Source organism: Flavobacterium psychraerolatum (assembly GCF_025960985.1).
GTDB lineage: Bacteria > Bacteroidota > Bacteroidia > Flavobacteriales > Flavobacteriaceae > Flavobacterium.
Genome location: NZ_JAOQMX010000036.1, coordinates 17,936 through 40,252, shown reverse-complemented (window position 1 = coordinate 40,252; position 22,317 = coordinate 17,936). Strand labels below are relative to the sequence as shown.

Here is a 22,317-nt window from a genome sequence, read left to right as displayed (position 1 = left end):
AAATTTTAAATAATTAAAATCAAATAGAGATGAATAAAGGAGAAGGTAAAGTTGCAATCATTACAGGTGCAACCGGAGGAATTGGTTTTGCAGTAGCTAAAAGATTAGGTAAAGAGGGATATACTGTTGTTTTGAATGGTATTGATGATGCTGCTGGAGCTAAAAAATTGGCTGAACTTACGGCAGAAGGAATTACTGCTGAGTATTACGGTTTTGACATGACTGACGGTGAAGCTGTTGCTGCTAATATTGCAAAAATTGGTGAAAAATTTGGTAAAATTGACGTGTTGGTTAACAATACAGGTGGTATCGGTGTTAGAGCTAGATTTGAAGATATGACAAACGAAGAATATAAATTTGTTATGGCTTTGAACCTTGATTCTGTTTTCTATGCATCAAGAGCAGCTATTCCTTTCTTGAAAAAAGGAGAGAATGCATCAATCATCAATTATACATCAAACGCAGCTTGGAACGGTGCAGGACCAGGAGCTGGTATCTATGCAGTTTCAAAAGGTGGAGTTCAATCGATCACTAGAGCACTTGCTAAGGATTTAGCTGAGTACGGAATTAGAGTTAACGCTGTTTCTCCTGGAACTATCGATACTCCTTTTCATGCTCAAATTAAAGCGACTAAACCAGAAGTTTTCGCTTCATGGAAAAGTAGTGTATTACTAGGAAGATTAGGTGAGCCAGAAGAGGTTGCAGGTGTTGTAGCTTTCTTGGCTAGTGCAGATGCTTCTTTTATCACTGCTGAGACTATTCAAATTGGTGGTGGTCAGGCTTTAGGTATCTAAGAAAGTTCTATTTAATTTAAAAGGCGTGGGTGATTCCAAATACGAATAGTTGTTCTTATTTGGAGTTGCTTAATAGGTATTTGTATTCATGTGAATATTTAGAATGAATGAGCATTATACTCTAGTTGAAATAGGTGTAATCTTTATGTTTATAGTAAATTAGCTTTATTTTTTGCTTTTTAAATTGAAATATTTATAGTGTTAAAAGCGGGTAAAATTGGCTGTTTGTCAAAAAAAATATCTGTTTTAATGTAAAAAAAAGTTACTTTTGAACCTTCTTTCGAAAACGATTGAAGGTTTTTTTATATTTTTTTGGCGCAGCTAAAGTAGTAGTAATCAATTAGGAAATTAATAAGATGAAAAAAGTAATCACTTTTGGTGAAATTTTACTCCGTTTATCTACAGATAGGCATTTGCGATTCTCTCAAGCAGAATCTTTCAAAGCTACTTATGGTGGGGGTGAATTTAACGTAGCGGTATCATTGGCAAATTATGGTATAACTGCAGAATATGTAACTAAAATACCTAATAATGAATTAGGAATTAGTGCTTTAAAAGAAATGCGTAAGCTAGATGTAGGTTGTGATAATGTATTATTTGGTGGTGATCGTTTGGGTATTTATTTTTTGGAAACAGGAACAAGTACGCGTGCAAGCAACGTGATTTATGATAGAGCAAACAGTTCTATGGCCGATTTGAAAGTAGGGGAGATCAATTGGAGAGAGATTCTAAAAGGAGCAACTTGGTTTCATTGGAGCGGAATTACTCCTGCTTTGTCTGAAAGTGCTACTCAAGCTTGTCTAGAAGCTATAAAAATCGCTCACGAAATGGGATTAACTATTTCTACCGATTTAAATTACCGTGCAAAATTATGGAATTATGGTGTGCAGCCAAAAGAGGTAATGCCAGAGTTATTGAAATATAGCCACGTTATTTTGGGTGATATTGATACTGCTTACTTCATGTTAGGTTTGGACAAAGTAGATCCAGATTATACCAAAGGAGAATTGCTTCCGTCGCTTTATGATACCATTTTCAAAATGTGTCCTGATTTGAAATACGTTGCAACTACTTTGCGTTATTCTGTGAGTGCATCACACCAGCGTATAGGTGGCGTTATGTATGACGGAAAAAAACTGTACAATGCAGCTGTTCAAGAGGTAACTCCAGTAATTGACCGCGTAGGAAGTGGAGATGCGTTCATGGGTGGATTAATTTACGGCTTGAATGAAGAACCTTTGGACGAACAACGAGCTTTGAATTTTGCAGTAGCTGCTTGTTGTTTGAAGCATACGATCTCAGGAGATTACAATTTAGTTACCAAACCAGAAATTGAAAAACTACTTTCTGGTGATTTTTCAGGAAAAGTTTCAAGATAAAAATATAAAAACTATGGCTCAATTTACAAGAATAGAAGTAGCACAAGTAATGAAAGATACAGGAATTGTTCCTTTATTTTATCATAAAGATGTTGAAGTAAGCAAACAAGTATTGAAAGCATGTTACGATGGTGGAGCACGTTTACTAGAATTTACTAGTAGAGGTGATTTTGCTTTCGAAATTTTTGCTGCTTTAAATAAATATGCAATTGCCGAGTTGCCAGGAATGATTCTAGGAGTAGGATCTGTGACAGATGCTGCTGCTGCGTCTTTATACATGCAATTAGGTGCGAACTTTATTGTAACACCAGTTTTAAGAGAAGATATTGCTATTGCTTGTAATCGTCGTAAAGTACTTTGGTCTCCTGGATGTGGTACACTTACAGAGATAGCAAGAGCAGAAGAATTAGGTTGCGAAATTGTAAAATTATTTCCTGGAGATATTTATGGACCAGAATTTATTAACGGAATCAAAGGGCCTCAACCTTGGACATCGATCATGCCTACAGGTGGTGTGTCTCCAACAAGAGAAAACCTAAAAGGCTGGTTTGACGCAGGTGTTACTTGTGTCGGATTAGGTTCGAAATTAATAAAAGCTGATGCGAACGGTGTTTTTGATATTGCAAAAATTGAAGAATTGACAAGAGAATGTATCGAAATTATTAAAAGTTTCAGAAAGTAAATTCTTTTAAAAACGAATTAGTCGGAAGACTAAAATGATTTAAAGTCCCAAACTACTTATAGTAGTTTGGGACTTTTTTTATACTTATTGTTTTTATTGTCTTGAATATCAGGTATTAAAAAGGGTGTTTAATTGTTAAAATTTCTAAATTCATAGAAGTGTTTGTAGTAATATCGTTTTTAAACGAAGGTAAACGTTATTCTGTTTTTGATTTGTTTTAATGGAGTGAAAGCTAGTGTTAACGAGGGTTAAGAAGGGAGTGCTATTTTGGTTTTTACTGATAATTATGAAATATTTTAATCCTTTTAATTCATTATGATATTTTTTAGAAGATTTTTTTTGAATAAATCGTATTAAAGTTTTTTAAACCTAAAAATTAGTATTATATTTGGAAAACCAAATTGGAAAACCAGTTTGGTGTTTCAGTTGAAAAAGACGAATTTTTAGTCTTTGTTAACTAAAAAGATTTTTTTGAATAAATGAAAAACATAATACAATCTGTTTTTTATAAGTAAACTAACTATTTTAATCAAAAACTATTTAACCATGAATTTAAAAACTAAACTTATTTTAATGCTTATGTTGATATTCAGTATATCATTATTTGCACAAGGCGGATATCGATTATCCGGTACAATATTGGATGGCGACAATATGCCTATTCCTGGAGCCAATGTAATTATAGCCAATTCAACTAAAGGTTCATCTACAGACTTTGATGGTAAATTTCAAGTTGATGTTAAAAAAGGAGATGTGCTTCAGTTTTCATATATAGGTTATAAAATGCAATCGGCAACCATTACGAATCAAAAGACCTTGAATATCATTTTGGTCGAAAATAACAGTCAACTAGATGAAGTAGTTGTTGTGGGTTATGGTTCTCGTAAAAAGAGTGATATCACAGGTTCGGTATCTTCGATAAAAGCTGAAGAAATCAATGCTTTTCCACTTGCAGATGCTGCTCAAGCTTTGCAAGGACGTGCAGCTGGTGTTGTGGTACAATCTAATAATGGTGGTGAGCCAGGTGCTCCTATTAGTATTAAGGTTAGGGGTAATACTTCTATCAGTGCCGGTAGTGATCCTTTGATTGTAGTGGATGGATTTGTTGGGGCTTCCATGCCGCAAGCAAGTGATATTCAATCTATCGAAGTTTTAAAAGATGCTTCTGCAACTGCTATTTATGGTTCTAGAGGATCTAATGGAGTGGTAATGGTAACTACTAAGAAAGGTAGAAATGGAAAATTAACTGTAGAGGTGAATAGTAGCTATTCTGTACAAAATACCGCTAATAGATTGGATTTATTAAATGCAGAACAATTTATTACTTACAAAAAGATAACCAATCCAAGTTTTGTTGCAGGGACTGCAGATACAGACTGGCAAGATTTGCTATACAAAAGCGGAAGTACTCAAAATCATCAGTTCTCTTTTTCGGGAGGTAGTGATAAAATTAATTTCTACGCTTCTGCAAATTATTTCAAACAAGACGGTGTTGTTATAAACTCCGATTTTGAGAGAATGACGTTCTTATCCAACATTGATGCTCAGGTTACAGACAAATTGAAATTAGGTTTTAATCTTTTTACTAGTAGGTCTGCAAAAAATGGTGTACCAACACAATCAACAGGTGAAACTGCAAATGGTGGTGGTGATGATGTGATCTCTCTTATGTTTAGATTTAGACCAGATTACGGAGTGAAAGATCCAGTTACAGGTTTGAATACAACAGATAATATTGCTGATGAAGTTGATAATCCGTACGCAATTGCAACTGAAGCAGTAAATACAACAAAAACGGATATTAGTAGATCAAATTTATATGCTAATTATGATATTATAAAAGATCTTACTTTCAAAACTACTTTTGGATACAGTACAACAAATACAACAGTAGGTACATTTAGACCATCTACATTATTGGTAACGGCTGGTAGAGGAACAGGTGGTAAAGCAAGTATTTCGAATTTGAAAAAGACAGATATATTAACAGAGAGTTATTTGTCATATAAAAAAGAAATAGGAAAAGGTACTTTGAATTTATTAGCTGGATACTCGTATCAAAAAACAAGTTCTGAACGTTTTTCTGCAGGAGCACAACGTTTTACAGATGATAGTTTCTCTTACTTTAATTTAGCGGGTAGTTCTGTTTCTGTATTGCCAACGTCTTCATTTGTTGAGCAAGAAATTGAATCTCAATTTGGTAGATTAAATTATGACTATAACGACAAATATTTGTTGACTGCAACAGTAAGACGTGATGGAGCTTCAAACTTTGCAAAAAACCATAAATATGCAATCTTTCCTTCTGGAGCATTAGGATGGAAAATTTCGAATGAAGATTTCTTGAAAGACAGCAAATCAATTTCGAACTTGAAGTTAAGAGCTAGTTATGGTGTTACAGGTAACCAAGCTATTTCTGCTTACCAATCATTAGCAAAATTATCTACTATTTATGCAGGACTTGGTGGTGCAGCAGTGAATGCAGTTGTTCCTGATCAAGCGGCAAATGATAACTTGAAATGGGAGTCTTCTTATCAAAGTAACTTTGGTTTGGATTTAGGTTTGTTGAATAACAAAGTGTCGCTTTCATTAGATTATTACAATATTAATACGAAAGATTTATTAATGGCTGATAACAGTCAATCACAATATTTAGGTTTCCAAACGTTGGCTAGTATTAGAAACGTTGGTGAAATTAACAATAAAGGTTTTGAAATTTCATTAAATACAAAGAATATCACAAACAATGATTTTAGATGGACGACAGATTTTAACTGGTCTACAAATAAAAACAAAGTGGAAAAATTAATTGGTGGTACAGATGTGATTTTGAATGCTGCTCCAGGATTTTTTAGCAATAATTCAGGAACACACATTTTGAGAGAAGGAGAAGCTGCAGGTGTATTCTACGGTTTAGAATACCAAGGAGTTTATCAAGGTGGTACATTGCCAACAGGTTTGGCTATAGCTGCTGGTGGAGTTGCAGGTGACCCTATGTTTACAGATGTGAGTGGTGATGGATCGATTACAACTGCTGATAGAAAAATTATTGGTAATCCAAATCCAGATTGGAATATGGGTATCACAAATAACTTCAGTTATAAAAATTGGGATTTGAATATCTTTTTCCAAGGTTCTTACGGAGGTGATGTGTTTAACTTGACCAAAGCACAATTGTTTAGAGGTAGCTCGAATGCACTTACGGATGTGTTAAATGCTTGGACACCTACTAATACAGATACTAACATTCCTCGTGTTGTTGCTGATAGAAGAGAAATTTCATCTCGTTTTGTTGAAGACGGAAGTTATATTAGATTGAAAAATATTGCATTAGGATACAACGTTCCTTCAAAATTTACTGAAAAAATGGGGGTAGAAAGCTTAAGATTGACTTTGAGTGCGCAGAACTTATTGACTTTTACAAAATATTCTGGCTTAGATCCTGAGGTAAGTTATTTTGGTTCAGGAGGAGGAAGTACATCGACATCAAATTCTACTAAAGGATTCGATTTTGGAAATTTCCCAACAGTGAGATCAGTTAACTTTAGTGCTAGTTTGAAGTTTTAATAGTAAATATAAAAAAGACACACAATGAAAAAATTTAAATATATATTCGTTTTAATTGGAATGTCCATGATTGGCTGTTCTGATTTAGAAGAACAACCAGTTGGATTATTAACACCTTCTTCGTTCTTTACTTCCATAGATAAAGTTCAAATTGCTATAAATGGTGCTTACGCTCACATGGAACATAGGTATTTCATGTCAAGAGAAATGTCAATGTCATTAATGTTGGCTAGTGATATGGTAGATTTGAATGTCAATGTTACCAATCCTGAGCGTGTACAGTTTAGTAATGTTGGAATATTAGCAGATAATGCAAATATTGCAGTCTATTGGCCAAAATGTTACCAAATTATTGGTGCAGCCAATCAAGCTATTGACGGTGCGAGTTATGTAACTGCAGATGCAGCTGCAAAAAATAAAGTGGTGGCACAGGCCTATTTTATTAGAGCTTTTGTTTATTACCATCTGGTAAGGCAATTTGGAGCGATTCCATATATTGACAAACCAGTTACAGATGTACAAGCTGCAGGTTCAATTAGTAAAACAGCAGTTGCTGACGTTTACAAAAATATCATTGCAGATTTAAAATTTGCAAAAGAATGGTTGCCAGATACTCAAATCACAAGAGCAATGCCTGCAAAATCAGCTGCAAGTTCATTTTTGGCTTCCGTGTATTTGACTATGGGGCAATATGATCCTGCTAATTTTCAACTTGCTTATGATGAAGCAAAGGATATTATTTCAAAAGAGGGGACGTATAATTTAGGCTTAGAAACTGATTTTCAAAACTTATTTGACTATTCTAAAACAGATGCTTCAAAGGAGCCAATATTTGTAATCGATTTTATTGGAAAGTCTGATGGAGATCAAGGTCGTGATTACTTGGCTGCTTTTACAGGTATTAGAGCCGATGAGCAGTATGGATACAGTGGAGGATGGTCGATCTTAGTACCTTCTCTAAATGTTTACAACACTTGGAACTCTTTAGATTATAGAAGAGCAGTGAGCTTTGATGCGACAGGAGTATTCAAAGGATTGAGACAACCGTATACCAAATTCACAACTTATTATACTGCTGGTGATAACCGTCCCCATATTGCGAAATATACTCGAAAAGCAGGTCCTGCTGCAGATGGTAATGGTAGAACTACAAATAGTAATTATCTAATGATGCGTTATGCCGAAGTATTGCTTATTGGAGCTGAAGCAGCAAACGAAGTAGGTCAGACTGCTGATGCTGTTACTTGGACAAATAGAGTTAGAGCAAGAGCGAGAGCAGGAGCTGCAGGTGGTACAGCTAGTGTTTTTCCAGCTGATATTACAACATTATCAAAAGATGCAATGAGAACTTTGGTTCTAGAAGATCGTAAATGGGAATTGGCTTTTGAGTTTTCAAGATGGTATGATATTGCAAGAAGAGATTTAGGTCCAACGGTTTTTAGTGCTTCTGGACTAGAAGGTGCAAAACCTGCTTTCGTAACAGCAAGAAAATATTTGTTCCCTTTACCAGCTAATGAGTTGACAAGAAATCCAAATTTATTACCGCAAAATGCAGGGTATTAATTGAAGAGAAATTAAAAAATAGTTTCTAAACAAACTATAAACGCTTATAGGATGATAATTTTATCCTTGAAAATAGCATTAGTTGATTAAATTAGTTTTTTTTAGATATACCGATCCGAAATTCAGATCGGTATATCTTTTTTATTTTCTAAACGTATCTTTATTAGGTGGTTTAGAACGATCAGATTACTTCCGGTTTTATTTATAAATAAAATTTAATAAAAATGAAAAAGCAAATTATTACTATAGTAGTAGGGCTATCGCTCATTACAGCACTTCAAGCGCAAGAGATTCCGGTTGAGAAATTAAATATACAGTTAGAAAATAATACACAAAAGTATTCTAAACTTATTCTACAAAACGAAATAGAAGGAATACAAGTAGAGCATATCGCGCTTACGGGCAACAAATCAATTGTGGATGATGCCAATGAAGGATACAAATCTATTTATCTGTTTTTTAAAGGCAAAGGAACGGTAAAGACAATGAATATAAAATATGAAATTGTTCCAGAAACTATCTTATTACCTAATGTAGAAAAGAGCATCTCAATCAAAACCGCTAAGAACGATACGCTTCATTACTTAAAAATCGTTACTAAGCTTTCTGCGCAAGACCTTGTAGAGTTGAATGAGTTTCCGATAGAAAATACGCAAAAGGTTTATTATGCAAAGTTTGAAGACTGTAGGCCTTACACAGAGCCTATAAAAAGTCCAAATACGATCAGCCGCACCATTATGCCTAACAAGATTATTCCAAGAATAGCAATGGGAACTGTACAAACCAAAGGACCTGATAAAGTAGGAGCTCACAAACATCCTATGTTGGAGCAATTATTCTTAGGGCTTTCAAAAAATAATATCATAGTTTATGCAGATGATGCTCAAAGACCATTGCTTGAATATTCATTATTGCATATTCCGCTGGGATCGATGCATTCTGTTTCTGTAGAAAAAGATGATGTTTTGTATTATGTTTGGATGGATTTTTTCATGGATAGTAAAGGAGAAGAATGGTTAAAAACGCATAATGTTACTGAAGATAAAAAGGAGTAATTTTATTCCTTTCTTTACGAATTTATCAGAAGAATCCCAAGTCGATTAAAAATAATCGACTTGGGATTCTTCTTTATCTGAAACGATGTTATAACGTAATTGATAACAGGAAGATTAAAATAGATCCAAACTTAGGTTTAGATGAGTTTAAAACTGGTGTTATTTGCGCTTCTATAATAAATTCTAATCTTAGTGTTGTCAACAACGATATGTAAGCTAAGGATTAAGATTTAAAAACACATCAAAAGGATCCTCATCATGGGGGATTTTTTTAGATTTCAGTAAATTTTTTTATCTATATCTTTGAGATAGTGAATCCAATTAATCCATGTCCTTTTCCAGTTCAAATTGCTATAAAACTAGATAGATTTGAAGTTTTTCATATTGTCCTACTTTATATGAAACAAATCCTTAAATTTGCTTACTTTATCAAAAAGAACAACTAGAGTTATAAAATTTAAGCTATGTTACAAATTGCATTTATTAGAGAGAATCAGGAGAAAGTAATCCAAGCTTTGGCAAAAAAGAATATGGATGCCAAAACTGTGGTAGAAGAGGTAGTAGCACTAGACGAAAAACGTCGCGCTACACAAGTTGAAATGGACAACATCTTATCCGAATCTAATAAATTATCCAAAGACATTGGCGGATTAATGAAAAGCGGAGAGAAAGCAAAAGCAGCCATTTTAAAAGAAAAAACGGTTTCTCTTAAAGAAAAAAGTAAAGAACTTGCTGAAATTGTAGATGCTTTGGCAACCGAATTAACCGAAAAATTATATACACTGCCAAACTTACCTGCCGATATCGTGCCTGTTGGGAAAACGCCAGAAGAAAACCTAACTGTTTTTGAAGCTGGAGCAATACCTACCTTACACGAAGGAGCGCAACCGCATTGGGAGTTAGTGAAAAAATACGACATCATTGATTTTGAATTAGGTAATAAAATTGCTGGTGCTGGTTTTCCTGTGTACAAAGGCAAAGGAGCGCGTTTGCAACGTGCCTTAATCAATTACTTTTTAGATAAAAATACTGCTGCAGGATACAATGAAGTGCAAGTGCCTCATTTGGTGAACGAAGCATCTGCTTATGGTACAGGACAATTGCCAGACAAAGAAGGGCAAATGTACCATGACGCTACAGATGATTTGTATTTGATTCCAACCGCTGAGGTGCCGGTAACAAATATTTTTAGAGATGTGATTTTGAGCGAAAGCGAATTGCCTGTACTTACAACTGCATATACACCTTGCTTTCGTCGCGAAGCAGGTTCATATGGTGCGCACGTACGTGGGTTAAATCGTTTGCACCAATTTGACAAGGTTGAAATTGTACGAGTGGAGCATCCTGAAAAATCATACGAAGCGCTTGACGGAATGGTAGAACATGTTAAAGGAATTTTGGACGAATTAAAATTGCCGTACCGTATTCTTCGTCTTTGCGGTGGAGACATGAGTTTTGCTTCTGCCTTGACGTATGACTTTGAAGTGTTCTCAACGGCTCAAGATCGTTGGTTAGAGATTTCTTCTGTTTCTAATTTTGAGACTTTTCAATCCAATCGTTTGAAGTTGCGTTTCAAAGACAAAGACGGAAAAAACCAATTGGCTCATACCTTAAACGGAAGTTCATTGGCATTGCCGAGAGTTTTGGCCGGAATTTTGGAAAATTATCAAACACCAGAAGGAATCGTTATCCCAGAAGCTTTGCGCTCCTACTGCGGATTTGATATTATCAATTAAATAGTTAACCGTTTTCAGTCGCTGTAGCTTGCGGTGACTGAAAACCATAACTTAGATTCTTATATAATGAAAAAAGCCTGCCTATTTATCGCTTTGCTATTCTCGCTGGTTGTTTTCTCTCAGAACGAACAATTGGCGCAGTACTACTACGATAAAGGCGATTTTGAAAAAGCAAAAATAAGTTACCAAGAATTATTGGAATCGGTACCGCAAAATTTGCAATATTTTTTAAGAACAGTAGATTGTCTCCAGCAATTACAACAATTTGATGTTGCCGACAAAGCAATCAATACTCAACTTAGTAAGTACAAACAAGCTAGTGTTTTAGTTGAATTGGGTTACAATTACCAATTGCAAAATAACGAAAGCAAAGCAAAATTCTATTACAATCAGGCGGTTGATAGGATCAATATTAATGCATACGATGTGTATGGAGTGGCTGCTGCTTTTGAGAAAAAAGTGTTACTAGACTACGCCTTAAAATCCTATGAACAGGCTGAGTTAAAAATGCCAAATCTCACTTTTAATTATCAAAAGGGATTGCTATACGGGCAAATGGGAAACATGGAAAAAATGGTAGATACTTTCTTGGAAGAAGCCTACTTGAATCCACAAAATTCTGTTTTGATACAAAATCAAATGTCACGCTATATGACAGGGGAAGGAGATTCCACTTTTAGTGATTTATTGAGAAAAGCATTAATTGTAAGGGTTCAAAAAAGTCAAGATGTTTTTTGGAATTATTATTTGAGTTGGTTTTATGTTCAGCAAAAAGAATTTTCGAAAGCCTTCGTACAAGAAAAAGCAGTTTACAAACGAAATCCTATTTCACTTTCGAATATTGTTAATTTGGCGCAAACCTGTATTGAAGAAGACGATACCGAAACAGCAAAAATAATCCTTAATTTTGTTATCGAAAATTCCAAAGATTTAGATTTATTGATTCAAGCCAATACCTATTTGATCAAAATGAAGATTGATAAAGCAGTGCCAAATGAGTATCCAAATATTCAAACAGAATTGGAAGCCTTGATCAAAGAATATGAAATTACTCCTTTTAGTTTATCTTTGCAATTGATTCAGGCACATTTTGTAGCTTTCAATTTGAATAAACCAGAAGATGCTAGAGCCATTATAAAAAAAACAATGGACCTGCAGTTGAATGAATATCAAAAAGCACAAGTAAAAATGGAGTTGGCCGATATTTTGCTTTTCGAAGAAAAATTCAATCAAGCGTTATTATATTATTCTCAGATCGAATTGGATTTAAAAAATGATGCTGTTGCACATGAAGCAAGTTTGAAAGCTGCCAAGACGAGTTATTTTAAAGCAGATTTCCCATGGGCTTTAAAGCAATTTAAAGAATTGAAATCGGCAAGTACACAGTTAATTGCCAACGATGCTTTGGAATATTTTTTGTTAATTAATGACAATACCGTCGCAGATTCTACTCAAACGGCTTTAAAAGAATTTGCCAAAGGTGATTATCTTTTGTATCAAAATCGGAATGAGGAAGCGATTGTGCAATTTCAATCTATTTTGAAAAATTTCAAGGAGAATGAAATAGAAGGTGTCGTTTTATTGCGATTGGGTAAAATCTTCGAGAAATTAGGAAATCTTCCTTTAGCGTTAAGCCAATACCAAACAATAATAGACAAACACAGCGACGGAATCTATATTGACGAAGCACTCTATTTTTCGGCTGAGATTTATAATAAAAAATTAAAAGATCCTGAAAAAGCAAAACTGCTCTATGAAAAAATACTATTTAACCATCAAGATAGTATCTATTTTGTAGAGTCCAGAAAAAGTTTTAGAATACTTAGGGGAGATACGAATCTCTAAAATTCCCTAGCTCTCAATGAGGGAATGTATGGAGGGCGTCACAGAATATAAAAGAGAGAATAATAACTTGCTCATTCGTTTTAGAGCTAAAATCCTATTTACCTCTAATAGGGATTCCTTGCTGCGGCGGGGCTAGGGGAATAAATTATGATAATATACAACGTTACTACAAACATACACGAAAGTTTACACGACCAATGGATGATTTGGATGCAGCACAAGCACATCCCAGAAATGATTGCCACTGGTAAATTTATTTCTGCACGTTTGGTGCGTGTTTTGGTCGAAGAAGAAATGGGTGGAGTAACCTATTCGGCTCAATATACTACGGACAGCAAAGAAACTTTAGAAAAATATTACGTTGAAAATGCCGGTACTTTTCAGGCAGAAGGACAGCAACTTTTTGGAGACAAAATGTTGATTTTCCGCACAGAATTGCAAGTGATATCAGAGCATTAAAATTCACTTATCAATCCCAATTTATAAGAATCAGTTATAGACTCAATTTATAGTGGTTAAGGAAGCTATAAGTGGTATCTTAAAAATAAAAGGGATTTAGAATATAAAAAAAACTTAGCGCCTTAGCGTCTTTGCGGTTAAAAGAGTTAGCCACTTAGAAACTCAAAAAAAAATGGAAAAAGTAAAAGCAAAAAAACACCTTGGACAGCATTTCTTGAAGGATGAAAGTATAGCCAAAGCAATCGCAGATACCCTAAATCTAGAAGGATACGATGATGTATTGGAGATAGGTCCTGGAATGGGAGTGTTAACAAAATATTTGTTAGAGAAACCGGTTACTACTTATGTGGTCGAAATTGATAATGAATCAGTGGAATATCTAGATGCTAATTATCCCAAGTTAGAAAATAAAATAATTTCGAAGGATTTCTTGAAGTACGATATCAATGAAATTTTTGCAGGAAAACAGTTCGCAATTATCGGTAACTTCCCGTATAATATTTCGACTCAGATTGTTTTTAGAATGTTAGAATTCAAAGAGCAAATACCAGAGTTTTCGGGAATGTTTCAAAAAGAAGTAGCTGAACGTATTTGCGAGAAGAAAGGAACAAAGGCCTATGGTATCTTATCTGTTTTGGTACAAGCTTTTTATGATGCTGAATATTTGTTTACGGTAGACGAGAATGTATTCATTCCACCACCAAAAGTAAAATCGGGCGTGTTGCGTTTGCGTCGTAAAAAAGATTTTAGTTTGCCATGCAGTCAAAAGTTATTTTTTACGGTAGTAAAAACAGCATTCCAACAACGTAGAAAGACTTTGCGTAACAGTTTAAAAACCCTAAATTTGTCCGATGAACTGCGTGCAGACGAAGTTTTTAACCTTCGACCAGAACAATTGAATGTAGCACAATTTTTAGAATTGACCCAAAAAATAGAAGCCGATGGAATTCAAAATCAGTAAAGAATTAATACTTGAACTAGAGAGACATATTGTAGATAAAAATGATAGGGAGCTAGAATCCTTGTTGAATGACATGCACCATGCCGATATAGCCGAAATATTAGACGAACTGGATTTTGATGAAGCAACCTACATATTTAAGGTATTAGATTCAGAGAAAACGGCAGAAATTCTTCTTGAACTAGAAGACGATTTGCGTGAAAATATATTAAGTCGCCTTTCGGCCAAAGAAATTGCCGAAGAGTTAGACGAGTTGGATACCGATGATGCAGCCGATATTATCGCAGAATTATCTCAATCCAAAAAGGAAGAGGTAATCTCTGAGTTAGATGATATTGAGCATGCCAAGGATATTATTGATTTGTTGCGCTATGATGAAGATACCGCTGGTGGACTCATGGGTAAAGAGCTTGTAAAAGTCAATGAAAATTGGAACGTATTAACCTGTGTCAAAGAAATGCGTGCCCAAGCCGAAAATGTTTCACGTGTGCACTCGATATATGTCGTGGATGATGAAAACCGTTTGAAAGGGCGCTTGTCGCTCAAGGATTTATTGACGACATCAACTAGAGCACAGATTTCTGAGATATACATCAACAATGTAACTTCGGTTAGCGTTGATGCCGAAGATGTTGAAGTGGCTCGTATCATGCAAAAATATGACCTAGAAGCCATTCCTGTTGTCGATGCCATGGGCCGTTTAGTCGGTCGTATTACTATTGATGATATTATCGACGTGATTCGTGAGGAAGCCGACAAAGATTACCAGTTGGCTGCGGGTATCTCCAAAGACGTGGAGGCAGATGATAGTATTCTGGAGTTGACTAAAGCACGTTTGCCATGGTTGGTACTAGCCCTATTGGGTGGTTTTATAACCGTGAGAGTCTTAGGGTTGTTTGAAGGTGCCATGTTACAACACGGAAAATTATTTTTCTTTACACCACTTATTGCCGCAATGGCGGGAAACGTTGGGGTACAATCATCAGCGATTATTGTACAAGGTTTGGCAAATGATACCCTGAGTGGTTCATTGTTCAGCCGACTCATCAAAGAGATTTCGTTAAGTTTATTAAATGGAGCTATTCTCGCGGTCATTCTCTTTTTAGGGAGTTATTACCTTTTGGGAGAGCCTTTGATTATTGGTTTTGTAGTTTGTTGTGCCTTGATTTCGGTAATTATTATAGCCTCTTTAATCGGGACTTTTGTTCCCTTAATGCTGGATAAATTTGGAGTTGATCCCGCACTAGCAACAGGACCGTTTATTACCACAAGTAATGATATTTGCGGAATTTTGATTTACTTTTCTATTGCGAGATTAATATTAGGATTTTAATTAAATAAATAATAACTCTTTCCATTTTTGATCCTCACAAATTGATTTAAAAAAAGGAAAAATATTGAACCATATGAAAATACACATTATAGGTGGCGGAAACCTTGGCGTTTCAGTTGCTGTAGGAATTGCCAAATTTACCCAAGGAAACCAAGTGACTGTTACCCGTCGTAACGTAGCCAATATCCAATACCTTGAGGATTTAGGTATTACTGTTTCCTCCGATAACAAACACAATATTCAAGAGGCAGATGTCATTCTTTTGACAATTAAACCATACCAAGTTGATTTGGTTTTGGCAGAGATACTTCCTGTTTTGTCCAATAAAATAATTGCTTCGGCAGCGAGTGGACTTTCAATAGAAAAATTACAAAATAAAATTGGACCTGAGCACCATGCCATTCGTGTGATGCCAAATATTGCTGCACAATTTGGAGAATCGGCAACATGTATCTCATTTCAAGAAGACAAAGCAAGCTACGGTCAGCAACTTGTAGACTTATTTCAAGAAATTGGGACTGCACCTGTAATTGACGAAAAATTAATGGACGCTGCTACTGTCTTGGCCGCTTCAGGTACTGCTTTTGCCTTGCGCTACATGCGTGCATCAATGCAAGCAGGGATCGAAATCGGTTTTGATTGGAAAACGGCATTGGCTATTTCTGCTCAAACTGTAAAAGGTGCTGCCGAAATGTTGATGGTGGAGCAAGTTCATCCAGAGCAATTGATTGATCGCGTGACAACCCCACAAGGCTGCACCATTGCAGGATTAAGTGAAATGGAATCTCATGGTTTTAGTTCGTCCTTAATTCGCGGAATCAAATCTGCTTTAAAACAAATTAAAGGTAAATAATCATTTGGGCATTACCCGCCCGAAAAAGGCGGGTCGGGCTGTTCACTATATCTTTTTTGGGGCAGAAAAAACCCCAAAAAAGGATGCCGTTCCCATCCCTAATGCAGCCTCACTGTAATCAGAAGTATGGGGATTTGAAATTAAGTACTACCTTAAAAGTTATTTGCGAGGATAATGTCTTTTTAATGCACTGCATTTTTAAAATTAAAGTATATGTTACAACCAATCAAAATACTTCATATCGATAGCAATAATCCAATTATGATGGAACAATTGCAAACTACTGGTTTTGTCAATCACGAAGACTTTTCTTCTTCCAAAGAAGAAATCGAATCCAAAATACAAGATTATCATGGTATCATAATTCGCAGTCGTTTTAATATCGATAAAGCTTTTTTGGACAAAGCAATCAATTTGCAATTCATTGCTAGAGTAGGAGCGGGGCTAGAGAGTATTGATTGTGACTATGCCGAAACCAAAAATATTACACTCATCGCTGCGCCCGAAGGAAACCGAAATGCAGTAGCCGAACATACACTCGGAATGATTTTATCCTTATTCAATAATCTCAATCAAGCTGATAAGGAAATACGTTCAGGACAATGGAATCGCGAAAGCAACCGTGGCCATGAATTAGACGGAAAAACAGTCGGCATTATTGGTTATGGGAATATGGGGAAATCATTTGCGAAAAAGCTAAGGGGGTTCAATGTAGATGTACTTTGTTACGACATCAAAGACAACGTAGGTGATGAAAATTGTAAGCAAGTTTCGTTACAAGAATTTCAACAAAAGGTAGAAGTATTGAGTTTACACATTCCATGGACTCCAGAGACCAATGGAATGGTAAATAGAGCATTTATAAACGGTTTTTCTAAATCATTTTGGATTTTGAATACATCAAGGGGTAAAAACATTGTAACAGCTGATCTAGTCGCTGCCCTGCAGTCAAAAAAAGTACTAGGAGCTGGGCTTGATGTTTTAGAATACGAAAAACTATCTTTTGAAACGCTATTTCAAGAAAACGATACACCAGAAGCTTTCCAATATTTGTTAACCGCTTCAAATGTTATTCTTTCTCCTCACGTAGCCGGTTGGACTTTTGAAAGTCACGAACGATTGGCGCAAGTGATTGTAGATAAAATTAAGGCGAAATATGTAAAATAAATTAATGCTGTTAAATCCTATTTAAGTTATATAATTTTCGCCATAATAGAAAAGGCCTCGATAATTTCGAGGCCTTTTCTATTATAGTTCAGAGTCATTTTCATGTTCTCCTTTTTCATTCAGTTTTCGTTCCAATTCAGCTTGAAATTCTTCCATAACGGGTTTCATCGTACTTTCTGGAATGTCTTCAACGCGTATGTACATTAGTCCATCAATAGCATTATTAAACAAGGGGTCAACGTTAAATGCTACTACTCTTGCATTTTGCTTAATGTATTTTTTTATCAATACCGGTAATCGTAAAATTCCTGGTTCCAATTCGTCAATAATTTTGTCAAACTTGTTTAAATCAGCTTCTGTTTCATTAAAAATGAAATCTTTGTCAGCATCTTTTAGTTTTACTTTGTATGCTTTTTTTGGATGAATGTATTGAGCAATATAAGGATCGTAATAATTTGATCTCATAAACTGAATCATCAAAGATTTTGAAAAATCAGAGAATTGATTGCTAATACTTACCCCTCCCATCAAATACTTATGCTCTGGGAAACGTAAGGTAGTATGAATAATCCCTTTCCAAAGCAAGAACAAAGGCATTGGTTTTTGTTGGTATTCTTTGATGATAAATGCTCGGCCCATTTCGATGGTTTTGGTCATCATATCATGCAATTCTGGTTCAAAACGGAACAATTCATTCAAATAAAACCCTTCGATACCATGACCTTTAAAGATTTCAGAACCCAATCCCATACGGTAAGCTCCTGCGATTTTTTTAGCATCTTCATCCCAAAGGAATAAATGGTGGTAATATTGGTCAAACTTATCCAAATCAATAGATTCATTGGTTCCTTCCCCTACTTCTCTAAATGTTATTTCGCGAAGGCGACCAATTTCATGTAAAATATTGGGTATGTTTTCTGCTTTTGCAAAAAACACTTCGTAGTTTTTACTTTGTAAAAGACGACAGTCGGTATCTCTCAATGCTTTAACTTCATTGATGATTGTATCGGAATTTACTGCTGTTACAATGGCTTTTGGGCTTCTTGGAAGTTTTAGACTCGTGGTCGAAATTAATTTGGTTTCTTTTTCGAAAGGATTTGCCAACATGTAGGTCTTCTTTCTTAAGAATTCAGAGAAAGAGGCAATCGTTTTATGTTCGTTTTGTTCGTTCACAGAAATAGGCTTTCCAATTCGAACTTTAATAACTCGATTTTTTTGACTGAAAACTTCAGATGGTAGTTTTGCTGTACGTAAGGTTGAACTTATTTTCGATAAAAAATAAAATAAGCCGCTATTTTTGGCGTGAAAATATATTGGAATAACAGGAACTTGTGCTTTCCTAATCACCTTTATGGCTCCTTCTTCCCATGGTTTATCTACAATTAATTGTCCGTCTTTATAAGTGGATACTTCTCCAGCAGGAAATATCCCCAATGGTTTTCCATCACTTAAATGGCGTAAAGTTTCTTTGATTCCGACCACGCTTGATTTGGCATCCTTATGATTCTCAAAAGGATTTACTGGCATGATGTATTTTTTTAACGGTTCTATTCGATGCAAAAGAAAATTGGCGATAATCTTGAAATTAGGTTCTTTTTCGAGCATTAATTTCAACAATAAAATACCATCTATACCTCCAAGTGGATGATTAGAAATGGTAATATAGGCACCGTCTTTTGGTAATCGTTTTAAATCTTCTTCTGGAACTTCAAATTTTATTTGTAGATCATTTACAATTCCATTTAAAAAATCAATATCTTTTAAATGTTTGTTTCTATTGTAAACTTTGTTTAAGGTTGAAATTCTTAGAACTTTCATTAATAGCCAACCTGAAAAAGTTCCTAAAATTCCGTATTTTTCAATATTGATAGCTTTCGCAACTTCTTTGGCAGTAACTAAACCCATGATTTTATAATATTTTTTGAGCGAAAAACAAAGATAGAAAAAAACTCGATGATTCAACTATTGTGAAATTCTAATTTCATGTTTTGTGCTACATCCTTTTTATTTTTTAGTACTTTTGAAAGAATAAAAAATTTGAATAAGTATGAAAATTATATCCTATAATGTGAACGGAATACGTGCCGCCATTTCTAAAGGGTTCATTGAATGGTTACAACAAGCAAATCCAGATGTAATTTGTTTGCAAGAAATTAAAGCAACAGCAGAGCAAGTGCCTTTGGCAGATTTTGAAGCGGCAGGTTATCCTTATCATTATTGGTTTCCGGCAACCAAAAAAGGATATAGTGGTGTGGCTATTTTGTCAAAAATAAAACCTAATAAGGTTGTTTATGGCACAGGTATTGAGCACATGGACTTTGAAGGGCGAAATATTAGAGTTGATTTTGATACCCTTTCTGTAATGAGTTTATATTTGCCATCAGGTACTAATAGTGAACGATTGAGCCATAAATTCATGTACATGGACGACTTTCAAGAATATATCACTCAATTAAAAGTAGAAATTCCTAACCTTGTGATCTGCGGTGACTATAATATTTGTCACGAAGCGATTGATATACATGATCCTGTTCGAAATAAAAAAACTTCTGGATTTTTACCAGAAGAAAGGGCTTGGTTGGACGTGTTTTTGAAAAATGGTTTTATTGATAGTTTTCGTTACCTTAATAAGGAACCAGACAATTATACTTGGTGGACCATGCGTTTTCCGTCAGCACGTTTAAATAACAAAGGTTGGCGTATTGATTATTGTTTGGTAAGTGAGCCATTGAAAGAGCATATAAAAAGAGCTTTAATATTACCCGAAGCCAAACATTCTGATCATTGTCCGATTGTAGTAGAAATTGAATAACTTATAGATTAATATTTAAAAAATAAAATTGATGATAAAAAAAGTTTCCATTGGATTGTTGCTTATAGCAATGACCAGTTCTTGTGTTTCAAAGAAAATTTACAATGAACTTGAAAATAAATATACTGATTTAAAGAAAGAAAATAGAAGCCTTTCTGATGAAAATGCCAATCTTTTGAAAAGCAAAAACCAACTGGAATTGGATCGAGATGCTTTAAACACTGATTTAGCAAAAGTAAAATCGGAACGCGAAAAATTAAATGCAGATTATGCTGCGCTAAATGATAAAATGAATACACTTGATGCTTCATACAAAGCATTGGAGAAGAATAGTAGTGAAGCTTTGCAAGCCAACATGGGTAAAAATCGTGATCTATTATCACAATTGGATGCTAAATCTAAAGCACTTGCTATTGAGCAAGAACGTTTAAACAAAAGTGCCCAACGTTTGCAAGAACTAGAAACATTGATCGCTGCAAAAGAAGAAAGTATGCGTAAGTTGAAAGAAACGCTATCCAATGCTTTAAATGGTTTTGAAGGTAAAGGTTTGACTGTGGAGCAAAAAAACGGAAAAGTTTACGTATCCATGGAAAATAAATTGCTTTTTGGGTCTGGAAGTTGGTCTGTAGGATCTGAAGGACGTAAAGCAGTTGTCGAAGTTGGTAAAGTACTAGGTGATAATCCTGAGATTGCAGTTTTGATCGAAGGACATACAGATGATGATCCCTATACTGCTACGGGACCTATTGCCAACAACTGGGATTTATCCACCAAAAGAGCGACTGCTATTGTTGCAATTTTGAGTGAAAACAGAATGATTAATAAACAAAATTTGACGGCAGCAGGTAGAGGAGAATTCTCTCCATTAGCTAGTAACGCTACTGCTGAAGGAAAAGCTAAAAATCGTAGAATCGAAATTATTTTGACTCCTAGATTGGATGAAATTTCAAAAATGTTAAATGATATCAAATAGGTAATACTGTTAAAATTTATGAAAGGTTCAGAGATATTCTTTGAACCTTTTTTGTTTTTTAGATACTTTTGTGTTTTAATACAGAAATTAAGAATATGAAATATAATAAATTACCTCAAACGGATCTCAAAGTGAGTGAAGTTTGTCTTGGGACAATGACATTTGGTCAACAAAATTCTGAAGCTGAAGGGCATGCGCAAATGGATTTTGCACTCGATCAAGGAATTAATTTTTTTGATACTGCTGAGATGTATTCTATTCCGAGTCATAAAGAAACCTACGGAAGTACTGAGAAGATAATAGGATCGTGGTTTAAAAAATCTGGAAAAAGAGAGAAAGTCGTTTTAGCTAGTAAAATTGTTGGGCCTAGCCCGAGTTTTGGTTATATGCGTGAAAAACTAGATTTTTCTCCAACTAGTTTGCAACTTGCATTGGAAAACAGTCTGAAACGTTTGCAAACAGACCATATTGACTTGTATCAACTGCATTGGCCAGAACGCAAAACCAACTTTTTTGGACAACATGGTTTTCAAGTACAAACAGATGAATGGCAAGATAATATTCATGAAGTTTTAGTAACACTTGACGGTTTTGTGAAATCGGGTAAGATCAAAGCTATTGGTGTTTCAAATGAGAATCCTTGGGGTTTAATGCGTTTTCTTGAAGAAAGTAAATACAATAATCTACCAAGAATTTCGACAGTTCAAAATCCATATTCCTTATTAAACCGCCAGTTTGAAGTAGGATCGGCAGAAATTTGTCATCGTGAGAACGTGGGTCTATTGTCTTATTCTCCTTTGGGATTTGGCGTTTTGACAGGTAAGTTTTTGGAAGGACTAGAAAAACATCCAAAAGCCCGATTAAATTTGTTTCCGCAGTACAATCGTTATAGCAGTGAGCAAAGTATTGCAGCTACCAAGATGTATCATCAAATTGCTATCAAAAACGGATTAACGTTAACACAATTAGCACTGGCTTTTATCAATCAGCAGCAGTATGTAACAAGTACGATTATAGGCGCGACGTCTATACCGCAATTAAAAGAAAATATTGAAGCTTTTAGCATTCGACTTTCTGAAGATATTTTAAAAGAGGTTGATGCTGTTCAAGCAATTTTCCCAAATCCTGCACCCTAAAT

Annotated in this window: 17 protein-coding genes; 16 read left to right on the top strand and 1 reads right to left on the bottom strand. The window is 35.0% G+C overall.

Annotated elements, in window-relative coordinates; genetic code table 11:
- Positions 1-29 precede the first annotated feature (29 nt).
- The 13 genes from M2326_RS13130 (at position 30) to M2326_RS13070 (ending at position 17,394) form a co-directional block, all read left to right on the top strand.
- The gene (locus M2326_RS13130) at positions 30-794 is read left to right on the top strand and encodes an SDR family NAD(P)-dependent oxidoreductase (protein WP_264620012.1); all 765 of its coding nucleotides are present in this window, start codon (positions 30-32) and stop codon (positions 792-794) included.
- A gap of 356 nt (positions 795-1,150) precedes the next feature.
- On the top strand, positions 1,151-2,173 hold the full coding sequence (locus tag M2326_RS13125; RefSeq protein ID WP_264620011.1) for a sugar kinase: 1,023 nt from the start codon (positions 1,151-1,153) through the stop codon (positions 2,171-2,173).
- A 13-nt stretch (positions 2,174-2,186) separates the two neighbouring features.
- Complete coding sequence (locus tag M2326_RS13120; RefSeq protein WP_264620010.1) at positions 2,187-2,855, top strand: bifunctional 4-hydroxy-2-oxoglutarate aldolase/2-dehydro-3-deoxy-phosphogluconate aldolase; 669 nt, start codon at positions 2,187-2,189, stop codon at positions 2,853-2,855.
- A 546-nt stretch (positions 2,856-3,401) separates the two neighbouring features.
- Complete coding sequence (locus M2326_RS13115) at positions 3,402-6,422, top strand: SusC/RagA family TonB-linked outer membrane protein (RefSeq protein WP_264620009.1); 3,021 nt, start codon at positions 3,402-3,404, stop codon at positions 6,420-6,422.
- A gap of 24 nt (positions 6,423-6,446) precedes the next feature.
- On the top strand, positions 6,447-7,985 hold the full coding sequence (locus M2326_RS13110; RefSeq protein WP_264620008.1) for a RagB/SusD family nutrient uptake outer membrane protein: 1,539 nt from the start codon (positions 6,447-6,449) through the stop codon (positions 7,983-7,985).
- A gap of 224 nt (positions 7,986-8,209) precedes the next feature.
- The gene (locus M2326_RS13105; protein ID WP_264620007.1) at positions 8,210-9,040 is read left to right on the top strand and encodes a cupin domain-containing protein; all 831 of its coding nucleotides are present in this window, start codon (positions 8,210-8,212) and stop codon (positions 9,038-9,040) included.
- 464 nt (positions 9,041-9,504) lie between these two features.
- The gene (gene serS, locus M2326_RS13100; protein ID WP_264620006.1) at positions 9,505-10,776 is read left to right on the top strand and encodes a serine--tRNA ligase; all 1,272 of its coding nucleotides are present in this window, start codon (positions 9,505-9,507) and stop codon (positions 10,774-10,776) included.
- 66 nt (positions 10,777-10,842) lie between these two features.
- Entirely contained in the window at positions 10,843-12,621 is a 1,779-nt protein-coding gene (locus M2326_RS13095) for a tetratricopeptide repeat protein (RefSeq protein ID WP_264620005.1), read from the top strand.
- Positions 12,622-12,768: 147 nt separating this feature from the next.
- Positions 12,769-13,080: a DUF4286 family protein gene (locus tag M2326_RS13090; protein ID WP_264620004.1), complete on the top strand. Its 312-nt coding sequence runs from the start codon at positions 12,769-12,771 to the stop codon at positions 13,078-13,080.
- Positions 13,081-13,252: 172 nt separating this feature from the next.
- Positions 13,253-14,041, top strand: a complete 789-nt coding sequence (rsmA, locus tag M2326_RS13085) for a 16S rRNA (adenine(1518)-N(6)/adenine(1519)-N(6))-dimethyltransferase RsmA (RefSeq protein ID WP_264620003.1) — start codon at positions 13,253-13,255, stop codon at positions 14,039-14,041.
- Entirely contained in the window at positions 14,022-15,374 is a 1,353-nt protein-coding gene (mgtE, locus tag M2326_RS13080; protein ID WP_264620002.1) for a magnesium transporter, read from the top strand. Before rsmA ends, mgtE begins: the two co-directional genes overlap by 20 nt.
- Positions 15,375-15,447: 73 nt before the next feature.
- Positions 15,448-16,227: a pyrroline-5-carboxylate reductase gene (gene proC, locus M2326_RS13075; protein ID WP_264620001.1), complete on the top strand. Its 780-nt coding sequence runs from the start codon at positions 15,448-15,450 to the stop codon at positions 16,225-16,227.
- Between the two features lie 213 nt (positions 16,228-16,440).
- A complete protein-coding gene (locus tag M2326_RS13070) occupies positions 16,441-17,394 on the top strand; it encodes a 2-hydroxyacid dehydrogenase (RefSeq protein WP_264620000.1) in 954 nt (317 codons plus the stop codon).
- A gap of 81 nt (positions 17,395-17,475) precedes the next feature.
- On the opposite strand, the gene M2326_RS13065 is transcribed toward M2326_RS13070, so the two are convergent.
- Positions 17,476-19,299, bottom strand: a complete 1,824-nt coding sequence (locus M2326_RS13065; RefSeq protein WP_264619999.1) for a lysophospholipid acyltransferase family protein — start codon at positions 19,297-19,299, stop codon at positions 17,476-17,478.
- Between the two features lie 142 nt (positions 19,300-19,441).
- Between M2326_RS13065 and M2326_RS13060 the strand changes: the two genes are divergently transcribed.
- The 3 genes from M2326_RS13060 to M2326_RS13050 all read left to right on the top strand — a co-directional run bounded on the left by M2326_RS13060 (position 19,442) and on the right by M2326_RS13050 (position 22,315).
- The gene (locus M2326_RS13060) at positions 19,442-20,206 is read left to right on the top strand and encodes an exodeoxyribonuclease III (RefSeq protein ID WP_264619998.1); all 765 of its coding nucleotides are present in this window, start codon (positions 19,442-19,444) and stop codon (positions 20,204-20,206) included.
- 31 nt (positions 20,207-20,237) lie between these two features.
- Positions 20,238-21,179 carry an OmpA family protein gene (locus M2326_RS13055; RefSeq protein WP_264619997.1) on the top strand — a complete coding sequence of 314 codons (942 nt, stop codon included), beginning with the start codon at positions 20,238-20,240 and terminating at the stop codon, positions 21,177-21,179.
- Between the two features lie 95 nt (positions 21,180-21,274).
- Positions 21,275-22,315, top strand: a complete 1,041-nt coding sequence (locus M2326_RS13050) for an aldo/keto reductase (protein WP_264619996.1) — start codon at positions 21,275-21,277, stop codon at positions 22,313-22,315.
- Positions 22,316-22,317: the final 2 nt, after the last annotated feature.

Excerpts from the sequence above, each read along its gene's own strand:
- serS (WP_264620006.1), top strand. The coding sequence starts at position 9,505 with ATGTTACAAATTGCATTTATTAGAGAGAATCAGGAGAAAGTAATCCAA.
- M2326_RS13050 (WP_264619996.1), top strand. The coding sequence starts at position 21,275 with ATGAAATATAATAAATTACCTCAAACGGATCTCAAAGTGAGTGAAGTT.
- M2326_RS13105 (WP_264620007.1), top strand. The coding sequence starts at position 8,210 with ATGAAAAAGCAAATTATTACTATAGTAGTAGGGCTATCGCTCATTACA.
- M2326_RS13060 (WP_264619998.1), top strand. The coding sequence starts at position 19,442 with ATGAAAATTATATCCTATAATGTGAACGGAATACGTGCCGCCATTTCT.
- mgtE (WP_264620002.1), top strand. The coding sequence starts at position 14,022 with ATGGAATTCAAAATCAGTAAAGAATTAATACTTGAACTAGAGAGACAT.
- M2326_RS13120 (WP_264620010.1), top strand. The coding sequence starts at position 2,187 with ATGGCTCAATTTACAAGAATAGAAGTAGCACAAGTAATGAAAGATACA.
- M2326_RS13090 (WP_264620004.1), top strand. The coding sequence starts at position 12,769 with ATGATAATATACAACGTTACTACAAACATACACGAAAGTTTACACGAC.
- M2326_RS13065 (WP_264619999.1), bottom strand. The coding sequence starts at position 19,299 with ATGGGTTTAGTTACTGCCAAAGAAGTTGCGAAAGCTATCAATATTGAA.
- M2326_RS13055 (WP_264619997.1), top strand. The coding sequence starts at position 20,238 with ATGATAAAAAAAGTTTCCATTGGATTGTTGCTTATAGCAATGACCAGT.
- M2326_RS13125 (WP_264620011.1), top strand. The coding sequence starts at position 1,151 with ATGAAAAAAGTAATCACTTTTGGTGAAATTTTACTCCGTTTATCTACA.
- M2326_RS13130 (WP_264620012.1), top strand. The coding sequence starts at position 30 with ATGAATAAAGGAGAAGGTAAAGTTGCAATCATTACAGGTGCAACCGGA.
- proC (WP_264620001.1), top strand. The coding sequence starts at position 15,448 with ATGAAAATACACATTATAGGTGGCGGAAACCTTGGCGTTTCAGTTGCT.
- M2326_RS13095 (WP_264620005.1), top strand. The coding sequence starts at position 10,843 with ATGAAAAAAGCCTGCCTATTTATCGCTTTGCTATTCTCGCTGGTTGTT.
- M2326_RS13110 (WP_264620008.1), top strand. The coding sequence starts at position 6,447 with ATGAAAAAATTTAAATATATATTCGTTTTAATTGGAATGTCCATGATT.
- rsmA (WP_264620003.1), top strand. The coding sequence starts at position 13,253 with ATGGAAAAAGTAAAAGCAAAAAAACACCTTGGACAGCATTTCTTGAAG.
- M2326_RS13070 (WP_264620000.1), top strand. The coding sequence starts at position 16,441 with ATGTTACAACCAATCAAAATACTTCATATCGATAGCAATAATCCAATT.
- M2326_RS13115 (WP_264620009.1), top strand. The coding sequence starts at position 3,402 with ATGAATTTAAAAACTAAACTTATTTTAATGCTTATGTTGATATTCAGT.